The organism is Iodobacter sp. BJB302 (genome assembly GCF_002735645.1).
Taxonomy (GTDB): Bacteria; Pseudomonadota; Gammaproteobacteria; order Burkholderiales; family Chitinibacteraceae; genus Iodobacter.
On sequence record NZ_PDZG01000001.1, the window covers coordinates 83,211 to 99,589 of the forward strand.

16 protein-coding genes are annotated in these 16,379 nt (G+C 49.5%); 4 read left to right on the top strand and 12 right to left on the bottom strand.

Annotation, left to right across the window (positions count from 1 at the left end):
* Window positions 1-5: 5 nt before the first annotated feature.
* Entirely contained in the window at window positions 6-1,769 is a 1,764-nt protein-coding gene (locus CSQ88_RS00395) for an ABC transporter ATP-binding protein/permease (RefSeq protein ID WP_099396223.1), read from the bottom strand.
* Window positions 1,770-1,845: 76 nt separating this feature from the next.
* Window positions 1,846-2,229, bottom strand: coding sequence for a Co2+/Mg2+ efflux protein ApaG (gene apaG, locus CSQ88_RS00400; protein ID WP_099396142.1), 384 nt, complete (start codon window positions 2,227-2,229; stop codon window positions 1,846-1,848).
* 108 nt (window positions 2,230-2,337) lie between these two features.
* Between apaG and rpe the strand changes: the two genes are divergently transcribed.
* From rpe to CSQ88_RS00415, 3 genes are read left to right on the top strand one after another with little or no spacing between them, the layout of a single operon-like run.
* Window positions 2,338-3,021, top strand: a complete 684-nt coding sequence (gene rpe / locus CSQ88_RS00405) for a ribulose-phosphate 3-epimerase (protein WP_099396143.1) — start codon at window positions 2,338-2,340, stop codon at window positions 3,019-3,021.
* Window positions 3,018-3,368, top strand: coding sequence for an arsenate reductase (glutaredoxin) (gene arsC / locus CSQ88_RS00410; protein ID WP_099396144.1), 351 nt, complete (start codon window positions 3,018-3,020; stop codon window positions 3,366-3,368). Before rpe ends, arsC begins: the two co-directional genes overlap by 4 nt.
* On the top strand, window positions 3,365-4,033 hold the full coding sequence (locus CSQ88_RS00415) for a phosphoglycolate phosphatase (RefSeq protein WP_099396145.1): 669 nt from the start codon (window positions 3,365-3,367) through the stop codon (window positions 4,031-4,033). The genes arsC and CSQ88_RS00415 overlap by 4 nt, the downstream gene beginning before the upstream one ends.
* 65 nt (window positions 4,034-4,098) lie before the next feature.
* On the opposite strand, the gene CSQ88_RS00420 is transcribed toward CSQ88_RS00415, so the two are convergent.
* The 8 genes from CSQ88_RS00420 to CSQ88_RS00455 all read right to left on the bottom strand — a co-directional run bounded on the left by CSQ88_RS00420 (window position 4,099) and on the right by CSQ88_RS00455 (window position 13,979).
* The gene (locus CSQ88_RS00420) at window positions 4,099-4,584 is read right to left on the bottom strand and encodes a dihydrofolate reductase (protein ID WP_099396146.1); all 486 of its coding nucleotides are present in this window, start codon (window positions 4,582-4,584) and stop codon (window positions 4,099-4,101) included.
* A gap of 11 nt (window positions 4,585-4,595) precedes the next feature.
* Window positions 4,596-5,417, bottom strand: a complete 822-nt coding sequence (locus CSQ88_RS00425; RefSeq protein WP_099396147.1) for a thymidylate synthase — start codon at window positions 5,415-5,417, stop codon at window positions 4,596-4,598.
* A 45-nt stretch (window positions 5,418-5,462) separates the two neighbouring features.
* Window positions 5,463-7,517: an ATP-binding protein gene (locus CSQ88_RS00430; protein ID WP_099396148.1), complete on the bottom strand. Its 2,055-nt coding sequence runs from the start codon at window positions 7,515-7,517 to the stop codon at window positions 5,463-5,465.
* 56 nt (window positions 7,518-7,573) lie between these two features.
* A complete protein-coding gene (gene greB / locus CSQ88_RS00435) occupies window positions 7,574-8,146 on the bottom strand; it encodes a transcription elongation factor GreB (protein ID WP_099396149.1) in 573 nt (190 codons plus the stop codon).
* Between the two features lie 10 nt (window positions 8,147-8,156).
* Entirely contained in the window at window positions 8,157-9,509 is a 1,353-nt protein-coding gene (gene rluB, locus CSQ88_RS00440; protein ID WP_099396150.1) for a 23S rRNA pseudouridine(2605) synthase RluB, read from the bottom strand.
* 215 nt (window positions 9,510-9,724) lie between these two features.
* The gene (locus CSQ88_RS00445; RefSeq protein ID WP_143449367.1) at window positions 9,725-10,144 is read right to left on the bottom strand and encodes a hypothetical protein; all 420 of its coding nucleotides are present in this window, start codon (window positions 10,142-10,144) and stop codon (window positions 9,725-9,727) included.
* 310 nt (window positions 10,145-10,454) lie between these two features.
* Window positions 10,455-13,019: a DNA mismatch repair protein MutS gene (gene mutS / locus CSQ88_RS00450; protein ID WP_099396224.1), complete on the bottom strand. Its 2,565-nt coding sequence runs from the start codon at window positions 13,017-13,019 to the stop codon at window positions 10,455-10,457.
* A 177-nt stretch (window positions 13,020-13,196) separates the two neighbouring features.
* Window positions 13,197-13,979, bottom strand: coding sequence for an inositol monophosphatase family protein (locus CSQ88_RS00455; protein WP_046350063.1), 783 nt, complete (start codon window positions 13,977-13,979; stop codon window positions 13,197-13,199).
* Between the two features lie 189 nt (window positions 13,980-14,168).
* Here CSQ88_RS00455 and CSQ88_RS00460 point away from each other — a divergent pair, with 189 nt between their 5' ends.
* Complete coding sequence (locus CSQ88_RS00460; protein WP_099396152.1) at window positions 14,169-14,939, top strand: RNA methyltransferase; 771 nt, start codon at window positions 14,169-14,171, stop codon at window positions 14,937-14,939.
* Between the two features lie 64 nt (window positions 14,940-15,003).
* Here CSQ88_RS00460 and CSQ88_RS00465 read toward each other — a convergent pair whose 3' ends face one another.
* Window positions 15,004-15,357, bottom strand: a complete 354-nt coding sequence (locus CSQ88_RS00465; RefSeq protein WP_099396225.1) for a carboxymuconolactone decarboxylase family protein — start codon at window positions 15,355-15,357, stop codon at window positions 15,004-15,006.
* Between the two features lie 113 nt (window positions 15,358-15,470).
* On the bottom strand, window positions 15,471-16,307 hold the full coding sequence (locus CSQ88_RS00470; protein ID WP_099396153.1) for a sulfurtransferase: 837 nt from the start codon (window positions 16,305-16,307) through the stop codon (window positions 15,471-15,473).
* Window positions 16,308-16,379 lie beyond the last annotated feature (72 nt).

The window sequence follows — 16,379 nt, forward strand, 5'->3', positions numbered from 1 at the left end:
TTTAATTATTTATTTTCTTCATCGCCCTGCTGTAGTTGCCACATATGTGCATAATGCGCGCCCAGATCCAAAAGATCACGGTGCCGCCCCCGCTCGATGATGACGCCTTGCTCCATCACAAGGATTTCATCTGCATCGGCCACAGTAGATAATCGATGCGCCACAATTAAAGTTGTACGATTGGCTGATATTTCTTTTAATTCAGCCTGTATTGCTTTTTCTGTGCGTGAATCCAGCGCTGAAGTCGCTTCATCAAAAATTAAAATGGGTGGATTTTTTAAAATCGTGCGCGCAATAGCAACACGCTGCTTTTCTCCGCCCGATAATTTAAGACCTCGCTCCCCAACCAAGGTATCAAAACCTTCAGGCAGGGATAAAATAAAATCATAAATATGCGCTGACTTTGCCGCCTGAATTACCTCGTCACGGCTGGCACTAGGCTGCCCATAGGCAATATTGTAATAAATACTATCGTTAAACAATACCGTGTCTTGCGGCACAATCCCGATATGTGCACGTAAACTCACTTGATTCAATTGGCGTAAATCGACACCATTAATACTAATGCTTCCCTGGCTCACATCATAAAAACGATACAGCAAGCGGGATAATGTCGATTTACCTGCTCCGGAGCTGCCCACTACGGCAACCATTTTGCCTGCCGGAATATCAAAACTGACGGCATGCAATATCTTTCGGTTTGCTTCGTATGAAAAATCAACCTGATCAAAACGAATAGCCGCGGATGTGGTTGCCAGCAATTGTGCATCTTTAATATCAGTTACTTCCGCATTCTGCCCCATCAAAGTAAACATTTTCTCCATATCAGCTAAAGAATGTTTTATTTCACGATAAACAAAACCCAGAAAATTCAGTGGTGCATAAAGCTGTAATAAGAATGCATTAACTAAAACCAAATCTCCCAATGTCATTGTGCCTTTCACAACGCCATCCGCAGCCAGCCCGACCAATAAAGTAACGCCAAAAGCAATAATAATGGCCTGGCCTGCATTTAAAAATGAAAGGGATACCTGATTTTTAACTGCGGCCGTTTCCCATATTTTAAGGCTGGTATCATAACGCTCTGCTTCCCAGCGCTCATTATTAAAATATTTAACCGTTTCATAATTTAAAAGGCTGTCCACCGCACGGGTATTGGCTTTTGAATCCATATCATTCATGGTGCGACGAAAGCTCATTCGCCATTCTGTAATACCCAGCGTAAAAGCAATATATAAAACAATGGTGCCGAAAGTAATCACCGAAAACCAAATATCGTACTTTTTCAGCAAGATACCAGCTACCAATAAAATCTCGACCAGAGTAGGCAAAATATTAAACAGGGTGAAATTCAGTAAAAATGAAATCCCCTTTGTGCCACGGTCAATATCCCGGCTCATGCCCCCGGTTTGCCGCTCCAGATGAAAACGCAAACTCAGGCGGTGCAAATGCTCAAAGACCTGCATCGCCACTTTACGAATCGCCCCCTGCGTAACCTTGGCAAACACGGCATCGCGCATTTCACCAAAAACCGAGGCACAGAGGCGCAGCGCGCCATAGCCCAGCACAAGGCTCAGCGGCAGCACTAAAGGCCCGTGTCTGGGATCCAGCCCATCAACAATGCTCTTTAACACGAGCGGCACCGATACATTGGCAAACTTAGCCAGAATAAGCAGTGACAGGGCCAGAATCACGCGATTTTTATACTGCCAGAGATAAGGCAGCAAGGTCGATAAAGTCTGCCAGTCATTGCGGCGGGTTTGGCTCATAAAAATCCAGAATAAATTGAACAAAAAAAGGGCGTTAATCAACGCCCTGCTTTACGCTTACAGCAAACTCAGACTATCAGTGCAAGATACGCGGCATTGCTAAAACAAACGAGGGAATTTCTGCATCAAACTGGCTGCCGTCAGCAGCTTGCATCCGGTAATTTCCTTGCATCGAGCCAACGGGCGTTGCAATGCTGGCACTACTCATATATTCAAAATGCTGACCAGGCTCTAACACAGGCTGCTCGCCAACAACACCATCACCTTGTACTTCCTGTACACGATCTTCCATATCCCGGATGACCCAGTGCCGGCTCAAAAGCTGAGCCGCTGCCGTGCCGGTATTGGTGATGGTGATGCGGTAAGCAAACGCATAGCGATCGGCTACTTCATCCGATTGCTCTGGCAGATAAAAAGCTTCAGCGTGAACGAGCACGCTATAAACAGGGGAGTCACTCATTCTTTGCGGTTCTTTTGGTCATTGATGGAGACAATATTACCAAGCCAGAGGCTATAGAGGTAAGGTATCCGTTAAAATGAGTCATAAACCCTGACCCCGGAGGCTGTTGTGTCAAATTTTCGTATTGCACCAAGCATTCTTGCCGCTGACTTTGCCCGTTTGGGCGAAGAAGTTAAAAACGTCATTGCCGCTGGCGCAGACATAATTCACTTTGATGTGATGGATAACCATTACGTCCCTAACCTCACCATGGGCCCGATGTTTTGTGAGGCCATCCGCCCTTACACCACCGCACCAATTGATGTGCATTTAATGGTCAAGCCAGTTGATCGCATCATTCCCGATTTTGCAAAGGCCGGTGCCAACATCATCACCTTTCACCCTGAAGCATCCGAGCATATTGACCGCTCCCTCGGGCTGATTAAAGAACATGGCTGTAAGGCTGGCCTCGTATTTAATCCTGCCACACCTCTACATTATTTAGATTATGTCATGGATAAAATCGACATGATTTTGCTAATGTCGGTAAACCCGGGCTACGGCGGGCAAAGTTTTATTCCCGGCGTATTAGCAAAAGCCAAAGAGGCACGTACCCGTATTGATGCTTATACCGCGCGTACAGGTCGTGAAATCTGGCTGGAAATTGATGGTGGCGTCAACGCGGGCAATATCGCTGAAATTGCTGCGGCCGGTGTAGACACCTTTGTGGCGGGCTCAGCCATTTTTGGCAAACCAGACTACAAAACAGTAATTGATCAGATGCGCCTTGAGCTGGCCAGGGTTAAGGCATGAAGCTGCTGCATAACCCACGCTGCTCCAAAAGCCGCGAAGCCCTTGCTGCACTCACAGCCAGGGGCCTGTCGCCAGAAATCATTGATTACCTTACTCAACCACTTAATGAAGCGGCCATTCGCACCCTGATCGCTCAGCTGGGCATTGCTCCCCTTGCACTCGTGCGCACTAAAGAAGCGCTATGGCAGGAACAATTTGCCCAGGCCGCTTTAGACGACGATGCCATCATTACCGCATTAGCAGCGCATCCTAGACTGATTGAGCGTCCGATTTTAATTCACCAGAATCGCGCTGCCATTGGCAGGCCGCTTGAAAATATTTTCACCTTACTGGACACACCCGCATGAGTATCAAAGCCTTTGCTTTTGATTTAGACGGCACCCTTGCCGATTCGATCCCCGATTTAGCCCATGCAGCCAATGCTGCCCGCCGTGATGCAGGCCTTGCCCAGCTTGAAGAAGCGCTGATTGAAAGCTTTGTTGGCGATGGCACAGAAAGCTTGGTCGCCCGCGCAATGGCCGCTGATATGGCCGCCAGCTTTACTGGCACAGCGGCGCAAACAGAAGCGCTTGGCCGCTTTGATCAGCATTACCTTGAAGGCCTTACGCTTAAAACCAAGCTTTATCATGGCGTCGCCAATACGCTGAATGAATTGCATGATTGCGGCTATCGCCTGGCTATCGTCACCAATAAGCCAGAACGCTTTACCCTGCCGCTATTAAAAGAGCTGGGTATTGGCAATGTATTTGATGTGATTGTCAGTGGCGATACACTGCCTAGCCGCAAACCTAATGCTGAGCCATTGCAATATGTCATGGAAAAGCTGGCAGTAAGCGCAGATGAGTTACTGATGGTGGGCGATTCAAAGAACGATATTCTTGCGGCCCGCGCAGCAGGCTGTAAAGTGGCCCATGTAAGCTATGGCTACGGTGCGGCAGAAAGCATCCCAGAAGCAGATGTCACACTGGCACGTTTTGAAGAGCTGATGAACTGGCTGGAAGCACAGGATTAAGCCTTTTCGCAGCCAATAAAAAACCCGCAACTTTTTAAGCAGCGGGTTTTTTATTGTGCAGAAAATCAGATCCGCCGATATTCAACATAAGCGAATTCAATCCCGCTGGCGCTTAGCTGCGGCGCTCTTGCCACCTCTTGCCATTCAGCACGATCGAATGCGGGGAAGTAGGCATCACCCTCTGGGCTTAAACCTACTTCCGTTAGATACAGCGTATTCACTAAAGGGAGCGAGCGGGTGTAGATTTCGCCACCACCGATAATAAATAACGTCTCAAGGCCCGCCTTAGCCGCAGCATCTAAGGCCGCTTCTACACTTAAAAACGCTGTTGCACCTGCTGCTTGCCAGTCAGCATTGCGCGTAATCACCCAATGCGGGCGGCCCGGCAATAAACCCGGTAAGGATTCAAAAGTTTTGCGCCCCATCAGCATGGGCGAGCCCATGGTGAGGGCTTTAAAATTTTTTAAATCTTCAGGCAAAGACCAAGGCAAGCGGTTTTCTATGCCGATCACGCCGTTTTGCCCGACAGCCGCAATAATTGCAATATCCATTTTGTATCCCGTTAAACCGCAATCGGCGCTTTAATCCCCGGATAAGGGTCGTACGCTTCCAGGGTAAAGTCTTCATACTCAAAATCAAAAATATCTTTTTTAAGCGGATTAAGCTTTAGCACCGGCAGAGCGCGTGGCGTGCGGGATAATTGCTCGTGCACCTGATCGAGGTGATTGCTGTAAATGTGGCAATCACCCCCTGTCCAGACAAAATCGCCCAATTGCAAATCGCAAACCTGAGCCAGCATCATCACCAGCATGGCGTAAGACGCAATATTAAAAGGCACACCCAGGAAGATATCCGCGCTGCGCTGATAAAGCTGGCAGGAAAGCTTGCCACGCTGATCAACATCGCCAGCTGCTGCCGGAGCTACATAAAACTGAAAGAACGCATGGCAAGGCGGCAGTGCCATATTTTCGATCTCGCCCACATTCCATGCTGAAACAATAATGCGCCGGGAATCAGGATTGTTTTTTAACTGCTGAACCACCTGGCTGATCTGATCAATATGGCGGCCATCCTTCGTTGGCCAGCTGCGCCATTGCGAGCCATAGACAGGGCCCAGCTCGCCATCAGCAGCTGCCCACTCGTTCCAGATTTTAACCCCCCGCTCCTGCAGCCACTTCACATTGGTTTCGCCACGCAAAAACCACAGCAGCTCGTAAGCAATCGATTTCAGATGTGTTTTCTTAGTAGTGACCAAAGGAAAACCATCGGCCAGATTAAAACGCATCTGATGCCCGAACACGCTGAGCGTGCCCGTGCCAGTACGGTCTTCTTTCCTGACTCCGTGGTCTAAAACATGCTGAAGAAGATCAAGATATTGACGCATAAGAGGGAACCAGAATGATTTTAAACAGGGGCGAAGTTTATCAGATCAGCGTGCCAAAGGCAGTTCCACAACAAAGGTTGCCCCGCTGCCAAACTGGCTTTGGCAATAAACACGACCATGCATCACTTCCACCAGGCGCTTTACAATCGACAAACCAAGGCCGGTTGTGTGCTCCCCTCCGGTTGGAAGCGCAGAAAGCCGGCTGAATTTCAAAAACAATTTTGGAATTTCATGTGGCGCAACGCCAGGGCCCTGATCGGCCACAAGCACACGAACAAACTGACCATCAAGCTGGCTGCTTAAATGAATGGTACTTCCCTGCGGCGCATATTTAGAGGCATTAGAAAGCAAATTATCCAGCACCTGCCATAAAGCCTGCCGGTCTGCCAGCACAGGATATTCCCCCAAACCCAGAACGCAATTTTGCTGTTTGATTACCAGCCGCTCTTCCCAGCTTGACAATAATTCGGTTAATAACTGGCGTAAACAAAGCGGCTCGATATTTACTTGCACCGAGCCACTTTCCAAAGCTTCATGATCAAGCAGATTACTTAAAATACATTGGGTGCGATCAGCCAGTAAACCAATACCGGATAATCTGTCGAGGATTTTTTCTTTGGGCCATTCATTTAAGCGCAAAGCAATCAGCTGAGCCATACCCTGAATACTGGCCACAGGGTTTTTTAAATCATGGGCGGCAATAGCGAGTAATTCATTTTTTTCTGTATTTAAATGAGTTAATGAATCATTCAGCACTTCTAATTGCTGATTCCGCGTTGCAAGCTCAGCCGTTCTTTCTTCAACCAGTGTTTCCAAATGCTGCCTGTGCAGGCTGACGGTTTGCGACATTTCTGCAAAATTGCGGGCCAGATCACCCAATTCATCATCACGCTCTAAATCCAGACCCTCGCTTGATTTTCCTGCTGCAGCGGCATGAATTGCGTTTTTTAAACGTTTTAAAGGCTGCGCAACATCTTTCTTTAATACCCATGCCATTAAAGCCAGCTCAAGCAAAAGAGCCAGCATACCCAAAAAAAGAACCACACTCGTGGTTTTTGCTGCTTTGTCCTGCAATAGCTTTTTAGGGTAAACAGTCACAAACAGCCAGTTTGCGCCCTCAATCGGCGCCACGCCCAGCCAGTTCAGGCCATCCGGTGTTTCTACAAAACGCTCTCCCTGCCTGGCACTGAGCGTAGCCTCAAAAATGCCTTTTAATACGGGATCCTGCTGAACATTATAACGACCTTTACTGGCATGGATTTTATCCATCATATCGGGATGGGCTATTAATAAACCCTGGCGGGTCATCGTAATATTATATGTACCCGGAATATTTATTTTATTATTACGATCAATTAACTGATCCAATAAAACATCCTGGCCTATTCCGCCAATATATCGCCCCAGATAATCAAGCGGCGTAACCACGGACACCATCCAGCGCAGGGCCTGCCGATCAAAATAAATACCCGTCCAGAAGGTTTTTCTTTCAGGATTGATTGCGGGTGTAGCACCCAGCTCTGTATCAAGATCAATTGAGAAATCAGCGACTGATCCATTACGGGCGTAATTTAAATCCGGCAGATACATTAAACTGCCATTAGAAACATTTAAGTCAATAAAGGTATCGTAATAGCGATTTCTAAATGCGGGCCCATATTGCGATAAAACATCATAAGCCAATAAAACTTGCTGCATAAAAGCAGGGGTTTGCCTGGCATCAGGCAAGATGGCGATCGTGGCTTTGCGCTCAAAATCGTCTTTTTGTACTTTAACCCTCCACATTCCATCCTTATCCTGAGCAATCAGCGAATAAAAAGCCGGGCGGGGATCTTCACTGCCCAGCAACACATAGCGGCGCAAAAACTCATCCCGAACAATTTTCGTGTTCGCTTCGGCCTGAATAAAGAGTTCGCTTTCAAGCTGGCTGCGGGCAGTGATGTACTGGGAAAGATTGGAGAGGGCTTCTTCCTGGAAATTGACGTAACTCCAGTAATAGCTCAATGCAGAAAGCAGCACGCCAGCGATTGCAATACGCATGACCATATTGCGAAAAACGCGGCGAAAAAGGCTATCACGGGATTGACGTAAGGTATCCATAGTAAACAAGATACCGTAAGCAGATGAATGTGCAAAGTACCAATTCAGCGACTTACTTAAAAGCTGGATTGCTCGGTTTCTAAAGCCTGATAAACAACGTCAGTAATTTCAAGCTCTTCTATACCGGCAGGAGTACGCAAGACCACCACATCCCCTTCTCTGGCCTTAATCAGCGCCCGGGCCACAGGCGATGTCCAGCTGATGTAATGGCGTTTCATATCGGTTTCATCGACGCCCACAATAGATACAGTTTCGCTGCGGTTATCTTCACGTAAGTAAGTCACTGTTGCACTAAAGAAAATTTGATCAGTGGCTTCGCGCAATTCCGGATCAATCACTTCAGCTAATTCAAGGCGTTTAGTCAAAAAACGAATGCGCCGGTCGATCTCGCGCAAACGTCTTTTGCCATAAATATAATCACCATTTTCTGAGCGATCCCCATTGGAGGCCGCCCAGTTAATGAGTTGCGTCAGTTCGGGGCGCTCTTTTTGCACCAGTTGGGCAAATTCCGCCTTCATTTTCCGCCAGCCGCCCGGAGTCATATAATTTTTACTTCCTGCCGGAACACGCAGCTCAGCAGGAATTTCATCATCATCGGCTTCAGATTCCCGAACAAACGCTTTACTCATCACTTACAACCTATTCGTCCGCCTGACGGCCATTAATTTTCAGCCCTGCCCAACGCATAATGCCCAGAATTTCCAGCTCGGTCAGCTCGTGGAACTGGCCACGGCGCAAGCGGCCCGGCAGTGTCATCGAACCAAAACGAACGCGGATCAGACGGCTGACAATCAGACCAAAATGCTCAAACATCCGGCGCACTTCACGATTACGGCCTTCTTTCAGCACAACGTGGTACCAGTGGTTAAAGCCCTCGCCGCCGCGTCTTTCAAGACGGGCAAAGTGTGCCGTACCGTCTTCCAGCTCAATGCCTTTAAGCATTTCGTTGATTTGTTCCTGAGTCAGCTCGCCGAATACACGCACCGCATATTCACGCTCAACTTCAAAACTTGGGTGCATCATGCGATTGGCCAGCTCGCCCGATGTAGTGAACAGCAGCAAGCCACTGGTGTTGTAATCCAAGCGTCCTACCGCCACCCATTTACTGGACTTCAGGCGTGGCAAGCGATCAAACACAGTCACGCGGCCTTCCGGGTCATCACGACTAACCAGCTCGCCCTCTTGTTTGTGATACATCACAATACGCGGCAGACGGTCCGGCCATTTCAGCACTACTTTTTTGCCATCAAAACGAACTTCGTCACCCAAGCTGACCTTGCTGCCTAATGCCGCAATTTTGCCGTTAACCGATACCTTACCTGCGGCAATCGCGTCTTCCATTGCACGGCGTGAGCCATACCCTGTAAAGGCAAGGGCTTTTTGCAAGCGCTCGGCAGGGATTTCCGTGGTTGCAACGCGGCGCTCACGCAATTCTTTCTGCATTTGCAATTCGCGTACCGAGCCCTGGCGCAGTTGCATACGACGCGCACGGCTTACGGTTTTATATTTGGTTTTACGTACTTCGCCTTCAGGCGCCATGCCGGCACTTGCAGCAGCAACCGCTTTATACGCCTCAAATGTCGGGCGCTCTGCCTTACCACCCTGAGGATTTGGCCTGGAGCGTGGTGCGCGGGGCATGCGCGATTCCGGTGCTGCCGGGCTTGGTGCGCCCCGGCCACTGCGACCACCACGGCTTTGCTCTGGCATTGCTTCAGCAAAACCACTTGCCGCATTGCGGCCACGGGGTTTTGCACCTGTTACAGCAGACTTGCCATATGCAGGATTGCGCCCTGCTTCACCGGCAGGTTTACCACCGCGAGTATTTGCACCTGCCGCAGCAGGTTTGGCATAAGCAGGATTACGGGTAGAGAATTCTTCACCAGTGGCTTTGCCACCCGTACGTTTGCCTGCACCAGCAGCCTGCGCGCTGCGCTCGCTCGCCTTACGTTCTGCTATAGCGGGCTGGGGGCGACGTGATCGGGTGGTTTTCATGTGCGTTTCTTTCCAAAAAAACAGAGGATTATAACCTGAATACGCGCCTTACACTGCATTCATACCTCACAATAGCAAACCGCCGATAAAATTATCGGCGGCCGCTGACTCAACTTCATCGTTCTGGCACAAAAAATATAAGATTTAACAACAAGCAACCAGCTGATTTTAAAATGCTTTACTCAAAAAAAACTGCCCGGCTTCCTGATTACAACCTACAGCACTGAAAAAAACGCAACGCAACCCAAACTGGTTAAACCTAAATTAAACACCTGCCCTTCCAGTGTTTGCCCGTGGTCTAATTCTGTGCTTCGCAAGATTTCATGCATCACTTCAACTTCTTTATACCACTTCAAAAGACGCGTGTTATTGTTCAGAAAGTTTTCAATTTCCGCTTTTAAAGCATGTTCTCCGATCACATAAACTGCGCCCTTATTATCCCCCTGCAGTTGCAAGGCAGGAGGAACCGTCACCCCAATCAGTGCAAGGTGAGACTGTAAATCATCACCAAAACGCTTAAGCTCGGAAGCTGCTTTCGCGTTTAATTCTGTTAAAGAGAACCCCTCTTCTGGCGAACCATCAGATAATAACGAAGCAATCTCAAGCAAAGTACTGCCTTGTTGATCACTACTCACTGCAGCAGACTCCGACACCGTATTCACAGCTACTCCCTATTGGAAAAGCATTTATGCTTAGCAATTAATATTAGCAAACAGCATCACATTCTAGCCGGTAAAATTTACATTCTTACTATGTTTTTGGATCATGCTTAGTTAAGAAACATAAAACGCTAATAAATTTCCGGAAACTCATTAGCTCACACCCAGAATACAGTCCATATAATAAGGTAAATTAATTATAGGAACCCATAGCAAAAAACAAAGTTTTTTTGCATCTCGTTCTCATTTCAACATCAAATGCTACGAAATGCCTTCTCGAGCAATTCTAAAGCAACGCACACAGGCGATAGAGCAGATCATGCGCCTCGCGTGCGGTCAGCTCATCCGGATCAATTCCAGCAAGGGCATCCTGAAGCGGATGTGGCTCAGGCTCAATTTGCATAATGCTGGCCGTGGCAAATAAATCACCCTGCATGCCGCCTTGAACACTGTTCGATTCCAGCTCAAGCAATTTTTTCCTAGCTTGACGCACAACATCTTTTGGAACCCCTGCCAGCTGAGCCACTGCCACACCATAGCTTTGCGAAGCGGGGCCTTCCTGCACTGCATGCAAAAACACAATACGATCTTTATGCTCTACTGCATCCAGATGCACATTGGCGACAACGGGATAATCCTGCGCTAAACGAGTCAGCTCAAAATAATGAGTTGCAAACAAAGTATAAGCACGGTTTTTTTCAATCAATGCTTTCGCAATCGACCAGGCCAGCGCCAAACCATCAAAAGTAGACGTTCCGCGCCCTACTTCATCCATCAGGACCAAAGAATTTTCTGAAGCATTATTCAAAATATTGGCCGTTTCGGTCATTTCCACCATAAAGGTAGATCGCCCGCCCGCCAGATCATCCGATGCCCCGATACGGGTAAAGATGCGGTCGAGCTTACCGATGGTGGCACTCTGCGCAGGCACAAAACTCCCCACATGCGCCAGCAGCACAATCAGGGCCACCTGCCGCATATAGGTCGATTTACCGCCCATATTGGGCCCTGTAATCAAGAGCAGCTTGCGCGCCACCGAGAAATCCACACTATTGGGGATAAAGTCATCGATCTGCGCCTCGACGACCGGATGACGCCCGGCCTCGATATGCAATAGCTGGCCTTCCACAAATTGTGGCGCAATATAATTACCACGCTCAGCACGATCCGCAAGGCTGGCCAGTACATCGGCCGTTGCTAAAGCTTGCGCCGCCAGACGTAAAGCCCCCAGGTAGGGCTGCAAACGCTGCAGCAAATCATCATAAAGCGCTTTTTCCAAGACCAAGGAACGCTCTTTTGCGCTTAACGCCTTGTCTTCAAACAGTTTTAGCTCGGGCGTTATATAGCGCTCGGCATTTTTCATGGTCTGGCGACGGCGATAGTCGTCCGGCACGGCCCCTGCGTAGGAGTTGGTAATCTCAATAAAATAGCCTGCCACGCGGTTGTACTCGACCCGCAGTGTAGGAATACCCGTGCGCTCACGCTCGCGCGCTTCCAGCTCCAGCAAGAATTCACCACCATGAGTTTGGATGGTACGCAGCTCATCCAGCTCGCTGCTATAGCCATCGGCAATCACACCACCTTCGCGCAGCACCACAGACGGCTCGGTCTGAATAGCGGCACTCAGCAAGCTCAGGATCTGCGCATCAGGGGATAAGGCTTTACCCAGAGATGCAAAGAAATCATCCTGCGGCAATACCGCAATTAAAGCGGGCAACGCCTTGAGGCTATCTCTTAAACTGGATAAATCACGCGGCCTGGCGCTGGATAAAGCAATACGCGCCGTAATCCGCTCCACATCCGCCACACTTTCTAGGGCCGAATGAATGGGCTCAAACGATGCCGTTGCCAGCAGTGCCGCAATCGCATTTTGCCGCTGCATGATTTTGCTGCTGGATCTGAGCGGATGATGCAGCCAATGCCGCAGCAAGCGCGAACCCATGCCCGTGGCGCATTGATCGAGCAAAGAAAACAAAGTCGGCGAGCTTTCACCACGAATCGTTTCGGTAATTTCCAGATTTCGGCGCGTTGCTGCATCCAGCTCGATATACTGGCTTTGCGATTCACAACGCAGCCCGGCCAACACCGGTAACGCGCCGCCTTGCGTGCTGCGAACATACTCCAGCAAAGCCCCTGCCGGGCCAAGTGCCAGCATGCCTTCACTCACACCAAAACCTGCTAAATCGTGCGTTTCAAAATGGCGGGATAAATTGCGCACCGCAGCGGCGGCTTCAAACTGCCAGGGCGGCAATTTACGCACTACGGCGGTGGCCTGCTCAAACAAAGCCAGGCCTGCATCGTCAGCCACCAGGATTTCAGCCGGGCGCAGGCGCTCTAACTCAGAAGCCAGCTTATCTGCCGTCGTGTCCATCAGGGCAAAATCACCCGAGGCAAGCGACAGCCAAGCCATCCCCATCTTGCCGCGCGAGAAACTCAGCGCCAGCAGGCGGTTTTCGGTTTTAACATCGAGCAAAGCCGTATCAGTCAGGGTACCCGGCGTGACCACACGCATCACTTTGCGCTCTACCGGCCCCTTGCCGGTGACTTCGCCAACCTGCTCACAAATCGCCACCGATTCGCCCATTTTGACGAGGCGTGCCAGATATTGCTCGGCGGCATGATAAGGCACACCGGCCATACGAATCGGCTCACCTGCCGTCTGGCCACGGGTGGTCAGTGTGATATCGAGCAATTTGGCTGCACGAACCGCATCGTCAAAAAACAATTCGTAGAAATCCCCCATGCGATAAAACAATAATTTATCGGGATGATCACTTTTTAAACGCAGGTATTGCTGCATAAATGGCGTGTGCGTTGGTTTGGCGCTAGCGCTTGGTTTTTTTTCCGCCATTTTTGTATTCCCTTGCTGAAATATCAATTCAAAAAAAACATTTCTATATATGGCCGCCATTATCCAATCAGGGCAGCGGCAAGTCCACGAACGGTGAACGGCAAAATGCCCGTTAACCATAAAAAAAGCGTCACCTGAGATGACGCTTTTTTAAAAACGCTAAGAAATACGCGTTAATTATTTATTGTGCTGACGAATTACCGACAACATCTGACCGAATACACGCGGTGTACCACACAGAATATCGCCAGATTGCAAGAAGCCTTCTTCGCCATTTAAATCAGTTACCAAACCACCCGCCTCTTGCACCAGCAAGGAGCCCGCAGCGATATCGACTGTTTTAAGATCAAATTCAAAGAAACCATCGTAACGGCCGCAAGCCACATAGGCCAGATCCAGGGCGGCAGCGCCCGGACGACGCAAGCCAGCCGACTTTTGTGTCATATCGCGGAAAATATTGATGTAGTTTTCAAGATTATCAAAGCGGGTGTAGGGAAAACCAGTGGCAATCAAACCATCGGTTAATTCACGCACTTTAGAAACGCGGATACGGCGATCATTCAGGTAAGCACCTACACCACGCGTTGCGGTAAACAAATCATTGCGGCAAGGATCATAAACAACGGCCTGGGTAATCACGCCTTTATGTTCCAGCGCAATCGATACTGCGTACTGAGGAACGCCATGCAAGAAATTGGTGGTGCCATCCAATGGATCAATAATCCATGTGTATTCTGACTGACCGCGGTTGCCCGACTCTTCGGCCATAATAGCGTGCGTTGGATACGCTTCGAGGATGGTATCAATAATCGCTTGTTCGGCGGCACGGTCTACTTCGGAAACAAAGTCGTTATGACCTTTTTTCTCAACGGCTAAATGATCCAGATTACTGGAAGCACGTTGAATGATAGAAGCAGCGCGGCGCGCGGCGCGCACAGCGGTATTGAGCATTGGATGCATGGCTATTCCTGATTAAAAGTAAAAGATCGACCAACGGGGCAGCGCAGCTTAAAAAACGCGACACAGCATGAATCACAGTATATATTCGTGCGGATCAAAATCGCATTCCAACCCATTTCGGGCTACCCGATATAAGATTGGCCGCTATTCTACCTGTGCTCTCAAAATGAATAAACAAGTGTTCTTAAAATGACTCAAGAAACCATCAGTAATTCCTCTGCCGAATGCCTCTCCCGCATCCGGGTTGTGCTCTCCCACACCTCCCACCCCGGCAATATTGGCTCCACCGCCCGTGCCATGAAAACTATGGGAATCAACAAGCTTTACCTGATCAACCCCAAGGAATTTCCATCGGACACGGCCACCGCCCTGGCCAGCAATGCGGATGATGTGCTTAATACCGCTGTCGTTGTCAGCAGCATGGAAGAAGCCCTGGCAGGCACTACTTTGCAAATTGCCCTGACCGCACGCCGCAGAGAACTCGCTCACCCGCTGCAAACGCCAAGACAGCTTGCGCCAGAAATTATTCAAACCATCCAGGCGGGCCAGGATATTGCGCTGGTGTTTGGCACGGAAATGTCTGGCCTGACGATTGATGAAGTGCTGCTTTGCAACCGCATGGCCACCATCCCTACCAATCCGGATTACTCCAGCCTGAATCTGGCGCAAGCTGTGCAAGTATTCGCTTACGAAATCTTTGCAACCCTTGCTGACGATGTATCCTATCTTGCCGAAAGCCGTGACAGCGCCACGCACGATGCAATGGAGCATTTCTTTACCCATCTGGAAGAAACGCTTAGCACGATTGGTTTTCTTAAACCCGACGCCCCAAAGCGCCTGATGCCCAGAATGCGCCGCATGTTTACCCGCGCCAATCTGGAGCGAGAAGAAGTTGATATTTTGCGTGGCTGGCTACGCGCTACCACAACGACTGAAAGATGGCCCAAACCACCCAAATAAACCGGGCATAAAAAACGGCTTTGAGTTCATTCAAAGCCGTTTTTTCTGGATGATACTTCAGCACTTAAGCCGCTTTTTCCCCGCCAAACTCCTCATAAGCCTGCAAAGCCTCCGCCCCCGTCATCACACTGGGGCCACCGCCCATATAGATGGCGACTTGCAGCATTTCCATAAACTCCGCACGGCTCACGCCCATACTGACACACGCTTTAGCATGAAAACCTAAACAACCCTGGCAACGGGCGGCAATACCAATGGCCATTGCGATCAATTCTTTGGTTTTTTTATCCAGCGCACCATCGCTGTGAGTGGCTTTGGCCATTTGACCAAATCCCGCCATGGTTGCCGGAATCGCTTTATTCATTTGGGCAAGCTGAGCACTGATATCACTCACGACTTCTTTATAGCTGTGACTCATTTTTTCTTCCCTTTTAAAATACTTAAATACATAATATAATTTTATATATAAAAAAGCAAGAAAAAACCCGCTGGTTTTTCTACCAAGCGGGCTGTTTACCAACTTACCTTGCGTCAAAGATTACGCAAGGTTCTAACAACAGGCCTTGCCGCATCCGCGCACCATTCACTCCATGAGCCCGCATAAAGCCTTGCGCCACTCAAGCCCGCCACTTCCAGTGCCAGCAGATTATGGCAGGCAGTTACGCCCGAGCCGCATTGTTGCACGGTATGAGCGGCATCCAGACCGGCCAGCAACTGCTGCCACTCGGCCTTCAGCACGTCCGCAGGCTTAAAGCGGCCATCTTGCTGTAAATTATTTTGAAAAAAACGATTAATTGCCCCGGGGATATGCCCGCCCACCGGATCCATTGTTTCGCCCTCACCCATAAAGCGGGAAGGAGAACGAGCGTCCACCACGGTAAAAACGGCACTATGGATATTTTCCAGCACCTCTTTTACATCCACCTTTAATTCAGGGCGCAGTTCCGCAACAAATTTGGCAGCGACTGGCACGGGTAAGTCTTTAACCACCCCGCCCTGCCAGGCCGGCATCCCACCGTCCAAAACCTGCACCTGATCGTGCCCCAGCCAGCGCAGCAGCCACCACAATCTGGCCGCGTACATTCCACCCTGCGCGTCGTAAGCCACCACATGGCAATTGCTGCTTACCCCAAGACTTGCCAGCTTATCCGCCAAAACTTGCGGATCAGGCAAAGGATGGCGGCCATTCGTTCCTGTTTTACGCCCGGAAAGATCATCGTCCAGATGCAGGAAATGCGCGCCCGGCAAATGGCCTTCTGCATAAGCCAATCGCCCCGCCTGCGGATTAGCCAGATCATGACGGCAATCAATCAGCAGTACGTCGGCCAGTTGTTCTTGTAATTGCGAAGCGGAAATCAGCGGGGTCATCGGCAATCCTTGCGGTATTGATCAAAAAACAGGCCCGTACGGATACGGGCCTGCAGGGAAAAAAATGTAAAG